General features: G+C 68.1%; 18 protein-coding genes and 2 pseudogenes. 5 read left to right on the forward strand and 15 right to left on the reverse strand.

Translation table 11 applies throughout. The features are described 5' to 3' along the window. The first annotated feature begins 29 nt into the window (after positions 1 to 29). Both LCL61_RS08315 and helR read left to right on the forward strand, forming a co-directional pair. Positions 30 to 1,844: a LamG-like jellyroll fold domain-containing protein gene (locus LCL61_RS08315; RefSeq protein WP_340686299.1), complete on the forward strand. Its 1,815-nt coding sequence runs from the start codon at positions 30 to 32 to the stop codon at positions 1,842 to 1,844. Positions 1,845 to 2,018: 174 nt separating this feature from the next. Further along, positions 2,019 to 4,223, forward strand: coding sequence for an RNA polymerase recycling motor ATPase HelR (gene helR / locus LCL61_RS08320; RefSeq protein WP_340686300.1), 2,205 nt, complete (start codon positions 2,019 to 2,021; stop codon positions 4,221 to 4,223). A gap of 69 nt (positions 4,224 to 4,292) precedes the next feature. On the opposite strand, the gene LCL61_RS08325 is transcribed toward helR, so the two are convergent. The 5 genes from LCL61_RS08325 to LCL61_RS08345 form a co-directional block, all read right to left on the reverse strand. Continuing rightward, positions 4,293 to 4,787, reverse strand: coding sequence for an Lrp/AsnC family transcriptional regulator (locus tag LCL61_RS08325; RefSeq protein ID WP_016337981.1), 495 nt, complete (start codon positions 4,785 to 4,787; stop codon positions 4,293 to 4,295). A 168-nt stretch (positions 4,788 to 4,955) separates the two neighbouring features. Next, the gene (lysA, locus tag LCL61_RS08330) at positions 4,956 to 6,299 is read right to left on the reverse strand and encodes a diaminopimelate decarboxylase (protein ID WP_340686301.1); all 1,344 of its coding nucleotides are present in this window, start codon (positions 6,297 to 6,299) and stop codon (positions 4,956 to 4,958) included. 157 nt (positions 6,300 to 6,456) lie between these two features. After that, positions 6,457 to 6,615: a DUF6307 family protein gene (locus LCL61_RS08335; RefSeq protein ID WP_340686302.1), complete on the reverse strand. Its 159-nt coding sequence runs from the start codon at positions 6,613 to 6,615 to the stop codon at positions 6,457 to 6,459. 9 nt (positions 6,616 to 6,624) lie between these two features. Beyond that, positions 6,625 to 6,804, reverse strand: coding sequence for an RGCVC family protein (locus LCL61_RS08340; protein ID WP_340686303.1), 180 nt, complete (start codon positions 6,802 to 6,804; stop codon positions 6,625 to 6,627). Continuing rightward, the gene (locus LCL61_RS08345) at positions 6,801 to 7,826 is read right to left on the reverse strand and encodes an acyl-CoA desaturase (protein WP_340686304.1); all 1,026 of its coding nucleotides are present in this window, start codon (positions 7,824 to 7,826) and stop codon (positions 6,801 to 6,803) included. The genes LCL61_RS08340 and LCL61_RS08345 overlap by 4 nt, the downstream gene beginning before the upstream one ends. Before the next feature lie 446 nt (positions 7,827 to 8,272). Between LCL61_RS08345 and LCL61_RS08350 the strand changes: the two are divergent. Beyond that, a pseudogene (locus LCL61_RS08350) lies at positions 8,273 to 8,488 on the forward strand (SDR family oxidoreductase); the annotation flags it as partial. 184 nt (positions 8,489 to 8,672) lie between these two features. Further along, entirely contained in the window at positions 8,673 to 9,086 is a 414-nt protein-coding gene (locus tag LCL61_RS08355) for a VOC family protein (protein WP_005160702.1), read from the forward strand. 50 nt (positions 9,087 to 9,136) lie between these two features. On the opposite strand, the gene LCL61_RS08360 is transcribed toward LCL61_RS08355, so the two are convergent. Beyond that, positions 9,137 to 9,805, reverse strand: a complete 669-nt coding sequence (locus LCL61_RS08360) for a DedA family protein (protein WP_125679558.1) — start codon at positions 9,803 to 9,805, stop codon at positions 9,137 to 9,139. 127 nt (positions 9,806 to 9,932) lie between these two features. On the opposite strand from LCL61_RS08360, the pseudogene LCL61_RS08365 reads away from it, so the two are divergent. After that, positions 9,933 to 10,073 (forward strand): annotated as a pseudogene (locus LCL61_RS08365) (DUF5667 domain-containing protein); the annotation flags it as partial. Between the two features lie 35 nt (positions 10,074 to 10,108). On the opposite strand, the gene LCL61_RS08370 reads toward LCL61_RS08365, so the two are convergent. The 9 genes from LCL61_RS08370 to LCL61_RS08410 form a co-directional block, all read right to left on the reverse strand. Continuing rightward, positions 10,109 to 10,417, reverse strand: coding sequence for a DUF1416 domain-containing protein (locus tag LCL61_RS08370; protein ID WP_034312617.1), 309 nt, complete (start codon positions 10,415 to 10,417; stop codon positions 10,109 to 10,111). Beyond that, positions 10,417 to 11,253, reverse strand: coding sequence for a sulfurtransferase (locus LCL61_RS08375; RefSeq protein WP_034312619.1), 837 nt, complete (start codon positions 11,251 to 11,253; stop codon positions 10,417 to 10,419). Before LCL61_RS08375 ends, LCL61_RS08370 begins: the two co-directional genes overlap by 1 nt. Before the next feature lie 21 nt (positions 11,254 to 11,274). Further along, a complete protein-coding gene (locus LCL61_RS08380; protein ID WP_340686305.1) occupies positions 11,275 to 11,709 on the reverse strand; it encodes a DUF4395 domain-containing protein in 435 nt (144 codons plus the stop codon). Between the two features lie 200 nt (positions 11,710 to 11,909). Further along, positions 11,910 to 12,350, reverse strand: coding sequence for a thioredoxin family protein (locus tag LCL61_RS08385; protein ID WP_340686306.1), 441 nt, complete (start codon positions 12,348 to 12,350; stop codon positions 11,910 to 11,912). Positions 12,351 to 12,357: 7 nt separating this feature from the next. After that, complete coding sequence (locus LCL61_RS08390) at positions 12,358 to 13,182, reverse strand: DUF2993 domain-containing protein (protein WP_425341990.1); 825 nt, start codon at positions 13,180 to 13,182, stop codon at positions 12,358 to 12,360. Next, positions 13,089 to 14,012: a dihydrodipicolinate synthase family protein gene (locus LCL61_RS08395; RefSeq protein ID WP_340686308.1), complete on the reverse strand. Its 924-nt coding sequence runs from the start codon at positions 14,010 to 14,012 to the stop codon at positions 13,089 to 13,091. Before LCL61_RS08395 ends, LCL61_RS08390 begins: the two co-directional genes overlap by 94 nt. Positions 14,013 to 14,108: 96 nt before the next feature. Next, entirely contained in the window at positions 14,109 to 14,579 is a 471-nt protein-coding gene (locus LCL61_RS08400; RefSeq protein ID WP_340686309.1) for a heme-degrading domain-containing protein, read from the reverse strand. 193 nt (positions 14,580 to 14,772) lie between these two features. Then, positions 14,773 to 14,943: a hypothetical protein gene (locus tag LCL61_RS08405; protein WP_340686310.1), complete on the reverse strand. Its 171-nt coding sequence runs from the start codon at positions 14,941 to 14,943 to the stop codon at positions 14,773 to 14,775. A 126-nt stretch (positions 14,944 to 15,069) separates the two neighbouring features. Then, a complete protein-coding gene (locus LCL61_RS08410; RefSeq protein ID WP_340686311.1) occupies positions 15,070 to 16,398 on the reverse strand; it encodes a BNR-4 repeat-containing protein in 1,329 nt (442 codons plus the stop codon). Between the last annotated feature and the right edge of the window lie 162 nt (positions 16,399 to 16,560).

Below are 16,560 nucleotides of genomic sequence, written 5' to 3' on the forward strand. Positions count from 1 at the left end.
CGTTGCCTCCGCGACCGTAGGTTGCGGCCGTGAACGACTCCTCCAGACGGACCTTCCTGCGCGGCGCGGGCCTGCTCGGCGCCGGTGCGGCGGTCTCCGCGTTGCCCGCGCTAGGTGCTCCCGCGGCTTCGGCGACCTTCGGCCATCACGGCCCGGACTTCGAAGACGGCCGCTTCACCCTCGCGGTGCTGCCCGACACCCAGTACCTCTTCGACGCCGACCGCGGTGACCCCGCGCCGTTGGACGCCACCCTGCGGTACGTCACCGGCGGCGACGAGAACATCGTCTTCCTGGCGCATCTCGGCGACCTCACCGAGAACGGGCAGCCCGGCGAGTTCGAGCAGATCAGCCGCTCGTTCCAGCACCTGGACCGGCGCCGCTTCCCGTACAGCACGCTGGCGGGCAACCACGACATCAAGTCCTCCACCGACGACCAGCGCGGGCGCACGCCGTACCTGGACGCGTTCGGGCCGCACCGGCAGCGGGGTTCGCGGACCTTCCGCGGCGCGAGCCCGGACGGCTACAACAGCCACCACGTCTTCCGTGCGGGCGGACGCGAGTGGCTGCTGCTCGCGCTCGACTGGCGGCCGTCGGCGGGCGGGCTGGAATGGGCACGCTCGGTGCTCGCGCGGAATCCGCGGCTTCCGGCGATCCTGACCATCCATGAATTGGTATGGGCCGACGAGGCCGGACAGGCGCGGTTCTCGGAGTTCGGGCAGAAGGTCTGGGACGAGCTGATCGCCGGGAACGACCAGATCTTCCTGACGCTCAACGGGCACTTCTGGCCACCGGGACGCGCGGTGAAGCAGAACCACGCGGGCCACGACGTCCATCTGCACATCACGAACTACCAGGACCGCTACTACGGCGGCAGCGCGATGATCCGGCTCTACCGGTTCGACCTGGCGCGGAACGTGATCGACGTCCGCACCGTCTCGCCGTGGCTGGCGGACCAGGAGCCGCGGCTGAACGAGCTGCAACGGCGGGAGATCGAACGCACCGGTCCGGCGGACTACTTCAGCCTGGAGATCGACTTCGAGACGAGGTTCGCCGGGTTCGCGCCAGTCCCGGTGCCGCCCGCGCGGCCGGCCGAACGGCAACTGATCCGCGGGACCGTGGCCTATTGGCGGTTCGAAGGCCGGGACGGCGCGCCCGTTGACGGTATTCGTGACCTTTCGGGCCGGGGCAACGACCTGGTCCGGGTGACCTTGCCCGGCAGCGCGCCCGAGGCGTTGCGATTCTCCGGCGAGTTCTCCGGACGGCAGCCGTCGAGGTCGAGCCTGCGGTTCGAGGGCGGCAAGAAACCGGCTCGCGGCGGGTATCTGCGCACGGCGGACTCCGCGCCGATGAACGCGGAGACGTTCGCGCGCGGCTACACCGTCGAGGCGTTCGTCAAGCTGCCCGCGGATTTCAAGGACGGGAAGCACGCCTGGGCCGCGATCTTCGGCAGACAGGGCGCCGGCGGTAAGGCGGGCAAGACCGGCGACGATCCCGGCGAGCCTTCGGCCACACTGTCCCTTTCGGACGGTGCGGCGTTCCAGTGGGCGGTGTTCCCGGTGAACCAGAACGGGATCTCGACCTGCTGGGGGCACGAACTGACGCTGGAGGAGTGGATCCACGTCGCGGCGGTCAATGACGGCAGGCGGACGACGCTCTACGTCGACGGCTGCCCGGTGCTGCGGAACCCGAAGACGCCGGCCGCGGGGATCGCGAACCCCGGTGGCTCGTGGCTGATCGGCGCCTACGCCTACGACTCGATCGTCGAGCAGGCGTTCCACGGCTGGCTCGGCGACGTCCGGGTGGTCGGGCGGGCGCTGGACCCCCGCGAGTTCATGCTCGGCTGAGCGGATCGTGCGCGGTAATGGCGGATGTTCGTCCCCATTATCGCGCACGATCGTTTCCCGGGGGAATGCCGGGTCCCTCTTGACAAGCGGTGGACAATAAAAAATCGGCGCCCGAATCAGAATTACTGATCGACGCGCCGAATGTGTTGTCAGTCTAACCGCTGTGAGGGGAACTTGTCAAATCAGGGGTACGACGAGGAATTGCGATCCGAACGGCAGTACGTCGCGTCGCTCTACCGGCGGCTGGACGCCGAACGCGCGCGGGTGAAGGAGGCGTATGCCGGTGCGCTGCGGGGAGAAGGCTTCGCGCTTTCCGACCGTGAGGTCTCGGCCGGCACCAAGGCGCGCGAGATGGCCAGGCTGAAGATCGCCGACGAGGGTCTTTGTTTCGGCCGGTTGGACGCCCTTTCGGGAGAACGTTCGTACGTCGGCAGGATCGGTCTTTTCGACGAAGAGAACGACTACGAACCCTTGGTGCTCGATTGGCGGGCGCCGGCGTCCCGCGCGTTTTACTGCGCGACGGGGGCGTCCCCGGAAGGAATGGCTCGGCGCCGTCAATTCCGCACCCTCGGCCGTGACGTCCTCGACTTCACCGACGAGGTCTTCGGCCGTCCGGAATCGACGGGGGAACGCGGCGACGCCGCGCTGCTGGCCGCGGTCAACGCGCCGCGCGGCGAAGGGATGCGGGACATCGTCGCGACGATCCAGGCCGAGCAGGACGAGATCATCCGGCTGGAGCACGCGGGTGTCGTCGTCGTGGAAGGCGGTCCGGGCACGGGGAAGACGGCGGTGGCGCTGCATCGGGTGGCGTACCTGCTGTACACGAAACGGGAGCGCATGGAACGGCGCGGCGTGCTCGTGGTCGGGCCCAGCAGCGGTTTCCTCGACCACATCGGCCAGATCCTGCCGTCGCTCGGCGAGACCAGCGCCGTCTTCGCGACGCCCGGTGACCTCGTCGCCGGTCTGCGCACCGAACGCGAGGATCCGCCGCCGGTGCAGCGGCTCAAGGGCTCACTGGCGATCCTGGACGTGCTCGCGGCGGCGGTGGCGGACCGGCAGGAACTCCCCGTCGAGGCGGAGCCCATCGAACTCGACGACGTGACCGTGCCGCTGGACGCCGAGGTCGCGGCCGCCGCGCGCGAGGTCGCCAGGGAAAGCGGCCTGCTGCACAACGAGGCGAAGGCCGTCTTCGAACGGGCGGTGACCGCCGCGCTCGCCACGCGCGCGGTCGACCGGCTCGGCGCGGGCTGGTTGCCGTCCGACGACGAGCACACGCGTCCGGAGCTGCTGCGGAACGCCCGGCGCGACCTGGAAGCCAGCGAGGAGCTCCGCGCGGTGCTCGATCGTCTCTGGCCGTCGCTGACGCCGCAGCGGCTGCTCGCCGACCTCTACGCCTCACCGGAGCGGTTGCGGGCGGCCGGCGCCGACTTGGCGCTGTTCCGCGAGGACTCGGACGCGTGGACGGTGTCCGACGTGCCGTTGCTGGACGAAGCCGTCGAACTCCTCGGCGTCGACCGCACCGCCGAACGCAGGGCGGCGGAACGGCAGCGTCTGGAGCGGAAGGAATACGCCGAGCGGGTGCTGGAAATCGTCGAGGTGGAAGAGGACCACGACGACTACGAGTTCGCGCTCCGGCCGACGGACGTGCTGATGGCGGAGGAGCTGGCGGACCGGTTCGCCGAACGAGACGAGCGGGAGCTGGCCGAACGCGCCGCCGCCGACCGGGAATGGACCTACGGCCACGTCGTGGTCGACGAAGCACAGGAACTGTCCGAAATGGACTGGCGGGTGCTGATGCGGCGTTGTCCCAGCCGTTCGTTCACCGTCGTCGGTGATCTCGCGCAACGGCGGTCGCCGTCGGGCGCGCGGTCGTGGGACTCGATGCTCTCCCGGTACGTCGCCGATCGCTGGGTGTACCGGAAGCTGACCGTCAACTACCGGACGCCCTCGGAGATCATGGCGGTGGCGGCTTCACTGCTGGCGAGTTTCGCGCCGGACGCCGTTCCGCCGGATTCGGTGCGTTCGTGCGGGGTGCGTCCGTTGGCACGCCGAGTGTCCGAAGTGGACATCGAAGACGCCGTCGCCGAGTTCACCCGCGTGGAATCGGGTCGTGAGGGGACGTCGGTCGTCATCGGGCCGCCGGGAGTGCCCGGTGCGATCGCGCCCTCCGCGACCAAAGGGCTGGAGTACGACGCCGTCCTGGTGGTCGAGCCGGAGCGGATCCTCGCCGAAGGCCCGAGCGGTGAGGCGGAACTGTACGTCGCGCTGACGCGGGCGACGCAGCGGCTCGGGGTCCTGTACAGCGGGACGCTGCCGAAAGTCCTCCGCGGTCTTGATTCCAGGCGGCGGACTCCCGACGCGTTCCTGCACTGCGTCTAGCGGGTTTCGAAGTGTCGTGAGTGTTTTGGGGCGTTCCGGCGACCCAAAACACTCACGACCGGACAAGGTCTACCGCGTGAGGTTGCCCCAGGCGTAGGTCTGTTTCGCGAGTTTCAGGTAGACCAGTGTCTCCGTGCTGACGACACCCGGGATGGGCCGGATGTCGTCGTTAAGCACACTCAAGAGGTGTTCGTCGTCCCGGCAGGCGACCTCGGCGAGCAGGTCGTAACCTCCCGCGGTGAGGACGACGTAGTGGATGTCCGGCATTCCGGAGAGCTGGTCGGAGACCGCCCGCGGATCGCCTTGGACCTTGATCCCGACCATCGCCTGACGGCCGAGCCCGACGTTCGCCGGATCCGTGACCGCGACGATCTGCATCGTCTCGTCCCGCAGCAGCCGCTGTACCCGCTGCCGCACGGCGCCCTCCGACAGGCCGACGGCCTTGGCCAAGGCCGTGAACGAGGCCCGCCCGTCGACTTGCAGCAGTGCGATCAGAGTGCGATCGGTATTGTCCAGACCTCTTGGCGTGCGCTGCTCCATCTGCGCGCGTGGTTCGTCACCCATGCCGTCCCTCCCTTTGTTTCGGCATGCGATTCTTGTCGCGCAGCGTATCGATAAGTGTCCAGAATGCTACCGCCGTTAAGTTGTTTGTCGTGATTCTCTTTCACTGGCCCTTCGGGCAAAGGATTCTGTCGCGTGACAGGCCGGGCGGTGAGGATTTCGGACGGCACGTCAGCCGAGGTCGCGTTTGAGCAGGTCTTCCTCGGTTTCACGGCGGACGAGCAGCGTCGCCGTGCCGCGGGAGACCCCGACCACCGGCGGCCTGCCGACGAGGTTGTAATTCGACGCGAGCGAGTGGTGGTACGCCCCGGTGCACGGGACGGCGAGCAGATCGCCGGGGTGGACGTCGTCGGGGAGCGAGAGCCCGTCCGCGAGGACGTCACCCGATTCGCAGTGCCGTCCGACCACCGTCATGGGCCGCCTGGCCGCGCGGCTGCGCCTGCCGATCAGGCGAGCGGTGTAGGCCGCCCCGTAGAGCGCGGGCCGCGCGTTGTCGCTCATCCCGCCGTCGACGGCGACGAAAGTGCGCGAGCCGCGTTTCACCGCGCAGACCCGGTACACCGTGATGCCCGCCGGTCCGACGATGGCGCGACCGGGTTCGATCGTCAGTTTCGGCAGGGGGAAGCCGTGCGACGCGCATTCGTAGGCGAGCGCGACACGCAGACGGCGCACATAGCCGTCGATGTCGAAACCCATGTCCCCGGGCAGATAACGCACGGCGTGCCCGCCGCCGAGATCCAGTTCGCGCAGGGTGACACCGTGCGTCTCGCGGAGCGCGACGAGCACCCCGATCATCTTGCGGGCGGCCAGTTCGTAGAAGTCCACCCGCGACACCTGCGAGCCGATGTGGCAGTGCAGCCCGGCCAGGCGCAGCCCGGGTTGCGCGAGCACCGCGGAGACGGCCCGGCCGAGGTTGTCGCGGACGCCCTCACGCAACGAGAAGCCGAACTTCTGTCCCTCGGTGCCGGTGGTGATCGCCGCGTGCGTGCCCGCCGCGACGTCGGGTGTCACGCGGATCAGCACCTGCTGCGCGCCGGTGGCCAGCGCGCCGAGCTGCTCGATCTCGTCGAGCGAATCCACCACGATCCGGCGGACGCCGTAGGACAGCGCCGCCTTGAGGTCTTCGGGGGTTTTCGCGTTGCCGTGCAGCAGGATCCGCTCGGCGGGGAAGCCGACCGACCGGGCCACCGCGATCTCGCCCGCCGAGCAGGTGTCGAGGGAAAGCCCTTCTTCGGCGACCCAGCGCAGGACCGCGCGGGTGCACAGCGCCTTGCTCGCGTACGCCACCTCTGCGTCCGGCAGCGCCTTCCGGTACGCGCGGGCGTTCTGGCGGACTTCGTCCTCGTCGAGCAGGTACGCCGGTGTCCCGAACCTCGCGGCGAGGTGGGACACCGGCGCGCCGGCGAACAGCAGTTCGCCGCCGGGGCCGAGCCGGGTGCTCCGCGGCCAGACCCCGGGTTCGAGGTGGTCGGCGGCCTCGCAACCGAGGCTGGGCAGGAGCTCGCTGAGCGTCACGGTTACCTCCGCGTCGATCGGTCAGTGCCTTGTCAGCACAACTCCGATCGACCCGGCCCGGCCGTTCCGGCAACGTCTCCCTGACGCTTCGCGAGACCTCGCTGACGCCTTGTTAACGCGCGAGTAACCCCGGTCACGCCGCCTGGCCGGTGTCCGCCTAGCGGACGGGCTCCGGGACGGTGTCGAGTGCCCGCACCATGTGCACGGCCAGCGCGAACGCCGCCTCGTTGTCGAGGCCGGTGTGCTCGGTGACGATCTTCTTCACGGTGTCGACCCGGATTTCGTACCGGGAGACGGGGACGGTGTCGGCGTTCATGGTGATCCTCTATTCGGTTGTTTCGGGTTTCGTGGCGCAGGTGCAGCCGCGGCTGAAGCCGCCGGCCGCGGTCGCGGTGCAGAACCGGCGGGCGATCACGTCGTGCGCGGAGAGCGGATGCGGGCAGCTCGGGCACCGGTCGCCGTCGGCGGGCTCGGCGACGTCGCCGAGGGAGCGCGCGGAGGTCATCGCGCACCCGCCGGTTGAGCACGCAGTGGCGCCCCGACTTCGTGCAGATGCCGGAGCACGTGGCCGTAGGACGCCGCCCAGCCGCACTGCGCGTAGTCGATGCCGTGCTTCGCGCAGAATTCCCGCACGATCACCTGGGCGTGCTTCAGGTTCGGCCGCGCCATGCTCGGGAAGAGGTGGTGCTCGATCTGGTAGTTGAGGCCGCCGAGCGCGAAGTCCACGACCCGCCCGCCGCGCACGTTGCGCGAGGTGAGCACCTGCTTGCGCAGGAAGTCGAGCTTGTGCCCGGCCGACAGCGTCGGCATGCCCTTGTGGTTCGGAGCGAACGAGCAGCCCATGTACACACCCCAGAGGCACTGGTGCACGGCGATGAAGACGAAGCCGACACCAGGCGAGAGGACCACGAACACGGCGGTCAGGTACGCGGCGATATGGGCCAGCATCAGCGCCGATTCGAGCTTCCGCCGCTTGAAGCCGCGCTGGAAGATCGCCGTCACGCTCGAAACGTGCAGGTTCAGGCCTTCCAGTAACAGCAGCGGGAAGAACAGGAACGCCTGGTATTTCGCCATCCAGCGCAGGAAACCGCGCCGTTCGGTGCCTTGTGCCTTGGTGAAGATGAGCGCGGCGAGGTTGACGTCCGGGTCCTCGTCCTCGTGGTTGGGGTTGGCGTGGTGGCGGGTGTGCGTGCCGATCCACCAGCCGTAGCTCAGCCCGGTCAGTCCACCGTGGACGAAACCGGTGACGTCGTTCGCCTTGCGGCCGCGGAAGATCTGTTTGTGCCCCGCGTCGTGGCCGATGAAGGACAGCTGCGTGAACATCATCGCGAAGAACGCGGCGAGGAACAGCTGCCACCAGGAGTCCCCGAGGTGCGCGAAGGCGACCCAACCGCCCGCGAAAGCGAGCAGATTCAAGGAGATCTTCACCGCGTAGTATTTTCGCCGCCGGCCGAGGAGGCCGGCGTCTTTGACCAATTTGGACAGTTCGGCGAAGTCGCTGCCCTGCCTCGTCTGCGTGGACGTCATGGTGGATCACACCGTTCCGGGTTCGTGAAAGTGGGCAATCCAGCAACGGGGTTCACAACACCGAAGGGGCTGGTGCGGCCGAGAAGGGCACTGGTACCACAACACACGCCACGGACGCTCCGTGGTCTTCGTCCAGCGTCCCACGACGGCGGAGCGGAAGCAATTCACCAAAGCAGCACGATCTGGCGTACAGTCGAAGACATCGAGGGAAATTTCCCCCGGTTCCGTCCGGTCGCGAGAATCGATCGGAGACAGGAGCACCGGCCAGACATCGTTCTTCGCGCTCATGGTCCCACCGGCCTCGCCGGTGAGCAGCCGCCCGCCGCGCTACAGCGCGCCCCGAGGCGCCCATCAGGGCCACGCCGCGATCGTCGATGGCCACGACCTCTGACCTGTCACCGTGTCCGCGCAAAGGGTTTCGCGGATCGCTTCGCCGACTTNCGAAAGAATCCATCCGGGTCAACGCTGTCGCACCGGGCATGATCCACACGGGACTGCACGCCGCGGCGGGAATGCCCGATCGCATGGAGCGGATCGCGCCGACCATTCCGATGGGACGGGCGGGCGAGCCCGGCGAAGTCGCGGAAGCCGTGCTGTGGCTGCTTTCCCCGGCCGCGTCGTACACCACCGGGACGGTGCTGACCGTCGGCGGAGGACGTTGACACCCAGGGCCACGGCGCGGTCACGGGGCGATATCGGCTCCGCGTGCGGTTCAGCCACTTTTTAACACTGTTTCCCGGCGGATATCACGATTCATGTGGGAAGTCGGCGGATCACCTCGTGGCCCGAGGCGCCTGTGTCACCCTGGTGGCGCCCCCAAGCTCTTGATCAGGACGGTCATCCCCGATGTCCAAGCTCATGTCTGTGCACCACCTGGCACTCACCGTGACCGATGTGGACCGGAGCGTGCCCTGGTACGCCCGAGTGCTCGAACTCGAAGAGTTCACGCGTCGTGAGGACCCCGAAACGGGTCTGCGGAAGGTCGTGCTCAGGTCGCCCAGCGAGGGTTTCGCGGTGGTACTCGTCGAACACCAGGACACCGAGCGGCCGCGATTCGACGAACGGCGCACAGGTCTGGACCACGTGGCGTTCAAGGTGTCTTCGCGCTCGGAGCTGGCCGAATGGGAAGCGCGGCTTTCGGAATACGGCGTCGTCTACTCGCCGTCGAAGGGGTCGCGGACGTTGGAAGGCTCGTCGGTCATCGTGTTCCGTGACCCCGACGGCATCCAGCTGGAGATCTGGGCCGACCCCGAGGTTTAGGCATGGGAGCGCAGCTCCTCCGTTGAGGGTGGCGGCGGGGCCAGGATGGATCAGGCGGTGCTCTCTTCGGTCTCTTCGGCTGGACGCCGCATCTCCTGGCGGTAGCGGATCACGCCGTAGGCCGTGCCCACCACGAAGAACGCGACGCTCACCCAGAGCGCGACCGTCTTCACCCACGGAAGCTGGTCCAGCAGGCCGGCGCCGTAGTAGCCGAGCAGCACCAGCGTCGGCACCCAGAGCAGCCCGCCGAGCGCGGTCGCGAGCGCGAACCGGCGCGGATCCATCCGCGCGGTTCCCGCGATCAGCGGCGCCAGCGTGCGGATCCACGGGATCCAGCGCGCGGCGACGATGGCGAAGAAACCCTTGCGATCCAGGAAGGCCCTGGCGCGGTCCAGGTTGTGCCGGTTCAGTACCTTGCCGCCGCGGCGCGCGATCAGTTTCGTGCCCGTCGACCGCCCGATGTAATACCCCACCTGGTTGCCGAGGATCGCGACCAGCAGCGCGGCGGCCGACAGCAGCCACGCGTTCAGGTCGGAGCCGTGCTGCGCGAGGACGACCCCGGCCGCGAACAGCAGGGAGTCGCCGGGCAGGAAAAGTCCGATGATCAGCGCGCACTCCACGAAGATGAAGCTGAGCACGATCACCCAGACGAGCACCGGCCCGGCGGTGTCGAGCCAGCTCACGCCGATGCCCGCGGCCTCGGTGTACACCTCACTCACGACGCGAGCCTACGTGTACTTCGCGAACCGCATGCGGCCGAACCGTGGAATCGGGGTGTCCGAAAGGTCCGGTCATGCGCCCCACCCGTGCAATGAAGGGGCCTTTCATCGCGAAATCTGCGATGNACGAGCGGGTGAATCGGCCGCGCTCGGGCTCACCTTCGACGAGCAGGACAAGGCGAAGAAGCATCTGGAGTTCGCCGCGAACCGCGTCGGCGAGCTCGACGAACTGACGCGGCAGGGCGCGCCCACCGACGCCTACTTCACCGCGTCGCATGCGGTGAAGGGCCCCTTCAGCCCGTCCTAGGCGACCGAGATCGCCAGCTGGTGTACACCGGGTCCCTGCGCGGTGACGGAGGCCTCGCCGTTGCCGGAGCGGTGCAGCGCGCGCACCGTCCAGTCACCGGGGGCCGCGTAGAAGCGGAAATCGCCGTCGGCCGACGAGACCACCTCGCCGGTGAAGTCGCCGCCGCCGTCCAGCAACCGCACGAAGGCGCCGCCGACGGGGCCCTCCGAACCGGTCACCTTGCCGGCCAGCACGACCTGGCCGCGGGTGTCGTAATCGGCGGGCGTGGCCTCCTGGGCCGGTGCGCCGCAGCTGTCGTCAGCCATCACTTAGCTCCCAACTCGACCGGCACGCCGACGAGCGAGCCGTATTCCGTCCACGAACCGTCGTAGTTCTTCACCTGGTCGTAGCCGAGGAGCTCGTGCAGCGCGAACCACGCGATGGACGAGCGCTCACCGATCCGGCAGTACGCGATCGTGGCCTTCGACTCGTCGAGGCCCTCGTCGGAGTACAGCTCCTTGATCTCTTCCTCGGTCTTGAAGGTGCCGTCCTCGTTGGCGACCTTCGCCCACGGGACGTTCAGCGCGCCCGGGATGTGGCCCGGGACCTGCGACTGCTCCTGCGGCAGGTGCGCCGGGGCGAGCAGCTTGCCGGAGAACTCGTCGGGCGAGCGCACGTCGACGTAGTTGCTCTTGCCGATCTCCGCGACGACCTCGTCGCGGAACGCGCGGATCGAGAGGTCCTGCTCCTTGGCCTTGTACTCGGTCGGCTCGCGCTTGACCTCGTCCGAGTTCAGCTCGCGGCCGTCGAGCTCCCACTTCTTGCGGCCGCCGTCGAGCAGCTGCACCTTGTCGTGGCCGTAGAGCTTGAAGTACCAGTACGCGTACGCGGCGAACCAGTTGTTGTTGCCGCCGTAGAGGATCACGCGGTCGTCGTTCGAGATGCCCTTCTCGGACAGGAGCTTCTCGAAGCCCTCCTTGTTGACGAAGTCGCGGCGGACCCCGTCCTGCAGGTCCTTGCGCCAGTCGAACTTCACCGCCCCGCGGATGTGTCCGTTGTCGTACGCGGTCGTGTCCTCGTCGACCTCGATGAACACGACACCCGGGGTGTCCAGGTTCTCCTCGGCCCACTGGGTGGTGACCAGGACGTCTTCACGGCTCATGGAGCTGACTCTCTTTCTGGGTTAGGACGCGCGAGGGCTGGGGCTGAAACGCTTGATTAGCAGGTACATCTCGCAACCGAGACAGAAGTTGAACGCCGCGTTGAGGAAGGCCGCGAGCAGCGCGAACGCCGTCGCGACGAAGCCGAGCGCGGTCAGGCCGGTGGCGAAACCGACGGTGCCGACGACGGCGAACACGAACCCGACGGCCTGCGCGAACCGCAGCGGGGCGGCGTCCTCGCGTTCGGTCGCCGGGCCGAGCCGCGGCGCGACGAGGTAGCGATAGATCAAGGAGTACGGCGCCGGCTTCAGTCCGATGAAGGCGCCGATCGCGAACACCACCGCCTGCGCCGCGAGCAGAGGCCACCACTGGGTGATGAGCACGACCGCGAGCACGATCGTCGTCAGGATGGCGGCGAAACGCGGACCACGGGGGTCGACGGCCGGTCCTGCGGACATGGTTCCTCCTGCGAACGAGAGGGAAAGGTGCGTACCCGAAGTGGTACGCGCGGCGGCTTCGAAAGCGCGATCAGCGAGCCGGACACAGGCTGCTGCGAACGCGGCACAGGTCCACTGCGCGGCGCTGGGTCAGCAAAGTTCGGGGCAGCCGGTTCACGGGCACGAGGGTACGCAGAGCTCCCTCAGATTGGGAACCGTGTTCACACCTTGGGACGCTTCCCGGAATCCGGGATCAGATGGGGCTCCAGGGCTTCGAGAAGGTCCTGACCTCGGGGAACGCCGCCGACGCGGAAGACCTCGCGGCCGTCCGTGGTCAAGGCCAGGGTCGTCGGGGTTCGCAGCACCGACAGCGCCTGGGCGACTTCGGGGGTTTCGGTGACGTCCAGATCGACGTGGGTCAGGCCGTCGGTCTTCTCCGCGAGCGCGGACAGGATCGCGCGGGTGTGGCGGCACGGCGCGCAGAACGTCGTGGAGATCTGGACCAGGGTGACACCTTCGGGCGCGAGGGCGTCCGAGACGCGACCGGGCAGTGTGGGCGCGCTGGACTTCGCCGCGCGGATGCGGCCGTTGCGCGCTTGCAACAGCGCGCCAGCGACCCCGCCGAGCACGAGGACGCCCAGCAGCACCCACACTCCGGTCATTCGCAGATCACCCCTGGGGCTTCGCTCCGCTGAAGGCGACGTTCTTGCCTTCACCCTTGATGGTCACCGAGCCGCTGTTCACGCGCACCGACGTCGGGGTCACCGAGAACGGCATCGCGCCGGTGTCGATGGTTGCGTTGAAGTTCGGCAGCAGCGCGTCCTGTACTGCCTGGGGAACGACGGTGGTCTCCTTGTCATTCCCGAACTGGAGCCGCTTCGGTTCGAGACGGATCTTCTGCCCGTCCAGTTCGATCATCGCGAAGCAGAAGATCTCCACCTTCTGCCCGGCGATCTGGACGTTGCCCGAAACCCGGATCCCGGTGCTGGCGGTGTCGACCGGCTCGCCGTTCTCGTTCGTCGCGGTCGGCTTCGTCTCGCCCTGCCCGCTGTCGCCGTTGCGGACATAGTCCTCGGTGACGGGCTCGATCTTCAGGTTCTCGATCTTGTCCAGCGGTGCCTGCCGCGCGATGTCCGCGGCCTTGATCGTCACCTCGCCCTTGAGCGTGCCGATGACGATCGACTTCGTGTTGCCGGACGTCAGATCCGACAGCGGGGCCGTGACGTCGCTCATGTCGGCGTTGAAGTCCACGTCCCGCAGCCTCGGCGGAACGGCGACGCCCTGGGCGTTGATCGTGATGTGACTGTAGTCACCGGAAAGGGCCTGGGTCAGGAACGGGAAACCGTGCACCGTGACCGCCGGATCGTTNTCCGATCTCGCCCCAGCGGGCGCGGACACGGTCAGAAAAGGCCCCAGCCCGCCAGCGTCGCGGAGACCAGCTCCCGTTCCGCGCCGGTCAGCGCTCGGCTCGGCGGGCGGACGTCGGGGCGGCACAAACCCAGCTGTGCCAAAGCTTCCTTCACCACGCTCACGTTGTTGGCGTTACCGTCCGCGGCCCGTGACTCCTCGAACGGACGGACGCGTTCCCAGCGAACCATCGCGCCGCGGAAGTCCCCGTCGCGCAGCGCGCGGAACATCTCCAGCGAGAGCGACGGCGCGACGTTCACCAAGCCCGACGTGAACCCGGTCGCGCCGACGGCGAAGTAGCCCGGCGCCGACAGCTCCGCCAGCCCGGCGATCCACGTGAAGCGATCGATTCCCGCGTCCCGTGCCACCGCGGCGAACCGCGCCGGATCCGGCACCGCGTACTTCACCCCGATGACGTTTTCCGCGGCGTCGGCGAGCTTGGCCAGCCGCTCGCCTTCGATCCGCGGGTCACGCACGTACGGCACGACACCCAGCTCCGGAACCGCCGCCGCGATGGCGCGGTGGTACTCGACCCAGCCCTCCGCGGAGACGTACGGATGCACCGGCTGATGGATCATGATCAGATCCGCGCCCGCTTCCCCGGCGTGCCGCGCCGCGCCGATCGCCGTCCGGACGTCGTGCCCGACCCCGGCGACCACGCTCGCCCGGCCCGCCGCGGCCTTGACCGTCAGTTCGAGACAGTGCCGGGTCTCGGCCTCGTCCAGCGCGTAGAACTCGCCGGTGTTCCCGTTCGGTGTCACGACGCCGACCCCGCCGTCGATCACCCGGTCCACCAGTTTCGCGTAGGCGTCCGGATCCACGGCGCCGTCGGCGTCGAACGGGGTCACCGGGATGGCCACGACCCCGGACAGCCGCCGTTTTCGCTCGTCGAAGCGAGTAGAGGAGGTCACTGGCATGCCCTATCTGATATATGATGTGACGCCTCACGGTAGCACGACGAAGTCGACGGGCCAGGTGTCCTGAAGCTTGGGACGAGTGGTCGGAGGGTGCGCTCAGGACCGCGTGGCGAGGAAGAGTTCCAGCTGCTCGACGACGAACGCGTGATCTTCGGCCTGCGGCAATCCCGAGACGCCGACGGTGCCGACCGGGCCCACGCCCTCGACGATCACCGGGAACACGCCGCCGTGCGCGGCGTAGAGATCCGGGTCGAGCCGGGAATCGGCTTCGAACGTCGTGTCCTTCGCGCGGAACTGCTCACCGACGAGGAACGAACTGTGCCCGTAACGGTCGACGACGCGGCTCTTGCGGTCGATCCACGCGTCGTTGTCGGCCGAGGTGCCCGGCAACGCCGCGTGGAACAGCCGCTGCCCGCCGCGGCGCACGGAGACCGTCACCGGGAGTGCGCGGTCCCGTGCCGCCGCGAGCAGGTGAGCGCCCAGCTCCAGCGCGGTCTCGTTGTCGAACCGGCGGAAGACCAGGCGCTCCTCCTGCGCGGTCAGGACGGCCAGGGTGTCATCGCTCATGGCACCCATTAAATCAACGCTACGGCTATGTCACCTACACCGTCGAGAGGGCTCATTTCGGCGCTCCGGGTGTTCGTGAGGGGCGAGGCGAAAACGACACACCGCCGGTGTACGGGCTCCGTCCTCCCCCGACGGGTCCCGTGCACCGGCGGTGCGCCCCCCAGTTCCCCCTGCTCGCCCTCCCCGGCGAGCGTCAGAAGGTCGTGTGCCGATCGGCCATGTCGGCTTCGCGCAGTATGGCGTCGAGCCGCGCTCCGCCGAAATGGGCCACCTGCCGCCCGCCGCGTTTCCGGTCGCGCAGATCGACGGCGAGTGCGATGGTCAGCAGCAGAACCAGTGCCGTACCGACGATGAGCCAGTTCATCGGACACCTCCTCCGGCGACGCGAGCCGAGGATTTGTGTCCTCGCTCACGTCGCCAAAGGTAGCTCCGGGAATGCCGGGGCGTACCCGGACTTGAGGTTCATTTAAGGCAGCGGAACACCAATGGGCTATTTGCGCGGGACTCCCGCGACATAAATGTCACCGTCGGCCACGGAGACGTCACGGGCACTGGACGCGCCGGTCGCCAGAATGCGGGCCGGGTCCCGGAAACCGGTGATCACTTCGACGCGCTGGACCGGTTTCGGTGTGGTGATCACCGTTTCCGGTCGCCAGACGCGTCCGTTCTCGAGCAGGAACGTTTCAATGCCCGGTTTTCCGTCGCGGGTTCCGTAAACGCGCCAAGTGCCGCCATTGAGCTGTTCGATCTCCCGCAATCGGAGCCCGTTCGCGACCTCTCGCACCTCCCAGTTCCGGCCGTTCCACGCGGCCGCGAAATCGCGCGGCGAGCCCGCGGCGTCGAACTGGAACCACGTGACGAACGGTTTGCCGTCGCGCTGGGTGCCGACCTGCAGGATGTAGTCCGGCGACTTGAGCCCGCCGGGGAGTTCGAGTGGCGTTTCGGCGACCTTGAGATACCGCTCCTGTTCGGCGTCGTCGACCTGCGTGCCGAGGTCGTGGCCCGCGGCGGAGAAGAAGCGCAGGGTGCGGACGTCGAACGACAGGTGGTAGACGTTCCGGTGGTAGGCGTCGTGCTTGTGCTGCGACGGCCCGCCGCCCGCGAGCGTGTAGACGAACTGGATCCGCCCGCTCGACGGCAGGTACCGCAGCTGCCCGACATAGATCTCGTCCATGTGGTCGGCCCGGCCCCGCGAGCCGAACGCCCACCGCTTCCCGGTCAACCGCACGGAGTTCTTCCACGTCTTCCCGTGGTCGCGGGAAACGAGGTACTTCATCGGGCGGAAGTCGGAGTCCGCCGTCGGATCCAGTTCCTTCGTGGTCTCGCGGTAGAACAGGAACAGCGTGCCGTCGACGGTCTTCACCGGCATCGGATAGCTCGCCGCGTCCCCCTCCGGGACCTCGACGTCGGTCCAGGTGCCGTCGAGAGAATGGGCGAGCGGTGCGCGGCTGATCACGGTCCGCGTGTTGTGCATGCCGCGGAAGATCAGCAGATGCCCGTCGCCGGCCAGCAGCATCGTGGGGTAGTTGTGCGGATCGGACTCGCCGTCGGCGATCTTCTTCGGCGCCGTCCAGACGCCGGTCCGGTGGTCGTAGGCCTGGACGTAGGTGTCCGCGGCCTTGCCGGACCACGAGATGAAGGTCTTGCGCGCGACCGGGTCGAAGATCCCGCCCGCGTTCGGCCGCCGGTCGGTGCGCGACGCGACCGTGCTCGCCGGGGTCATCACCTCGAACGCGGCCTTCTCCGGTGGTTCGGCGGCCGCCAGGGGAACCGGGATCACGAGACCGGCCGCGATGAGCGCGCAAAGCAGTCTGCGCATGAAGACGCCTCCTGGTGTGCAACAGGCGGCGGAGCTTGATCTTCGCACGCGGGGACTCGGCGCGACCAGGGGCCGAACGGGCTAGCGGTGACGAATCGTTGTCTTGTCGTCTTCCTCATTTCACTTGTTCGGGGGAGTATGCCTCGACCGATCTTGTGAAAA

Origin of the sequence: Amycolatopsis coloradensis (assembly GCF_037997115.1) — a bacterium.
Taxonomy (GTDB): domain Bacteria; phylum Actinomycetota; class Actinomycetes; order Mycobacteriales; family Pseudonocardiaceae; genus Amycolatopsis; species Amycolatopsis coloradensis_A.

Coding starts and splice junctions, on each gene's coding strand:
- LCL61_RS08325 (WP_016337981.1), bottom strand. CDS start 4,787: ATGGGTGACGAACCACGCGCGCAGATGGAGCAGCGCACGCCAAGAGGT.
- LCL61_RS08335 (WP_340686302.1), bottom strand. CDS start 6,615: ATGAACGCCGACACCGTCCCCGTCTCCCGGTACGAAATCCGGGTCGAC.
- LCL61_RS08340 (WP_340686303.1), bottom strand. CDS start 6,804: ATGACCTCCGCGCGCTCCCTCGGCGACGTCGCCGAGCCCGCCGACGGC.
- LCL61_RS08345 (WP_340686304.1), bottom strand. CDS start 7,826: ATGACGTCCACGCAGACGAGGCAGGGCAGCGACTTCGCCGAACTGTCC.
- LCL61_RS08355 (WP_005160702.1), top strand. CDS start 8,673: ATGTCCAAGCTCATGTCTGTGCACCACCTGGCACTCACCGTGACCGAT.
- LCL61_RS08370 (WP_034312617.1), bottom strand. CDS start 10,417: ATGGCTGACGACAGCTGCGGCGCACCGGCCCAGGAGGCCACGCCCGCC.
- LCL61_RS08375 (WP_034312619.1), bottom strand. CDS start 11,253: ATGAGCCGTGAAGACGTCCTGGTCACCACCCAGTGGGCCGAGGAGAAC.
- LCL61_RS08380 (WP_340686305.1), bottom strand. CDS start 11,709: ATGTCCGCAGGACCGGCCGTCGACCCCCGTGGTCCGCGTTTCGCCGCC.
- LCL61_RS08385 (WP_340686306.1), bottom strand. CDS start 12,350: ATGACCGGAGTGTGGGTGCTGCTGGGCGTCCTCGTGCTCGGCGGGGTC.
- LCL61_RS08395 (WP_340686308.1), bottom strand. CDS start 14,012: ATGCCAGTGACCTCCTCTACTCGCTTCGACGAGCGAAAACGGCGGCTG.
- LCL61_RS08400 (WP_340686309.1), bottom strand. CDS start 14,579: ATGAGCGATGACACCCTGGCCGTCCTGACCGCGCAGGAGGAGCGCCTG.
- LCL61_RS08405 (WP_340686310.1), bottom strand. CDS start 14,943: ATGAACTGGCTCATCGTCGGTACGGCACTGGTTCTGCTGCTGACCATC.
- LCL61_RS08410 (WP_340686311.1), bottom strand. CDS start 16,398: ATGCGCAGACTGCTTTGCGCGCTCATCGCGGCCGGTCTCGTGATCCCG.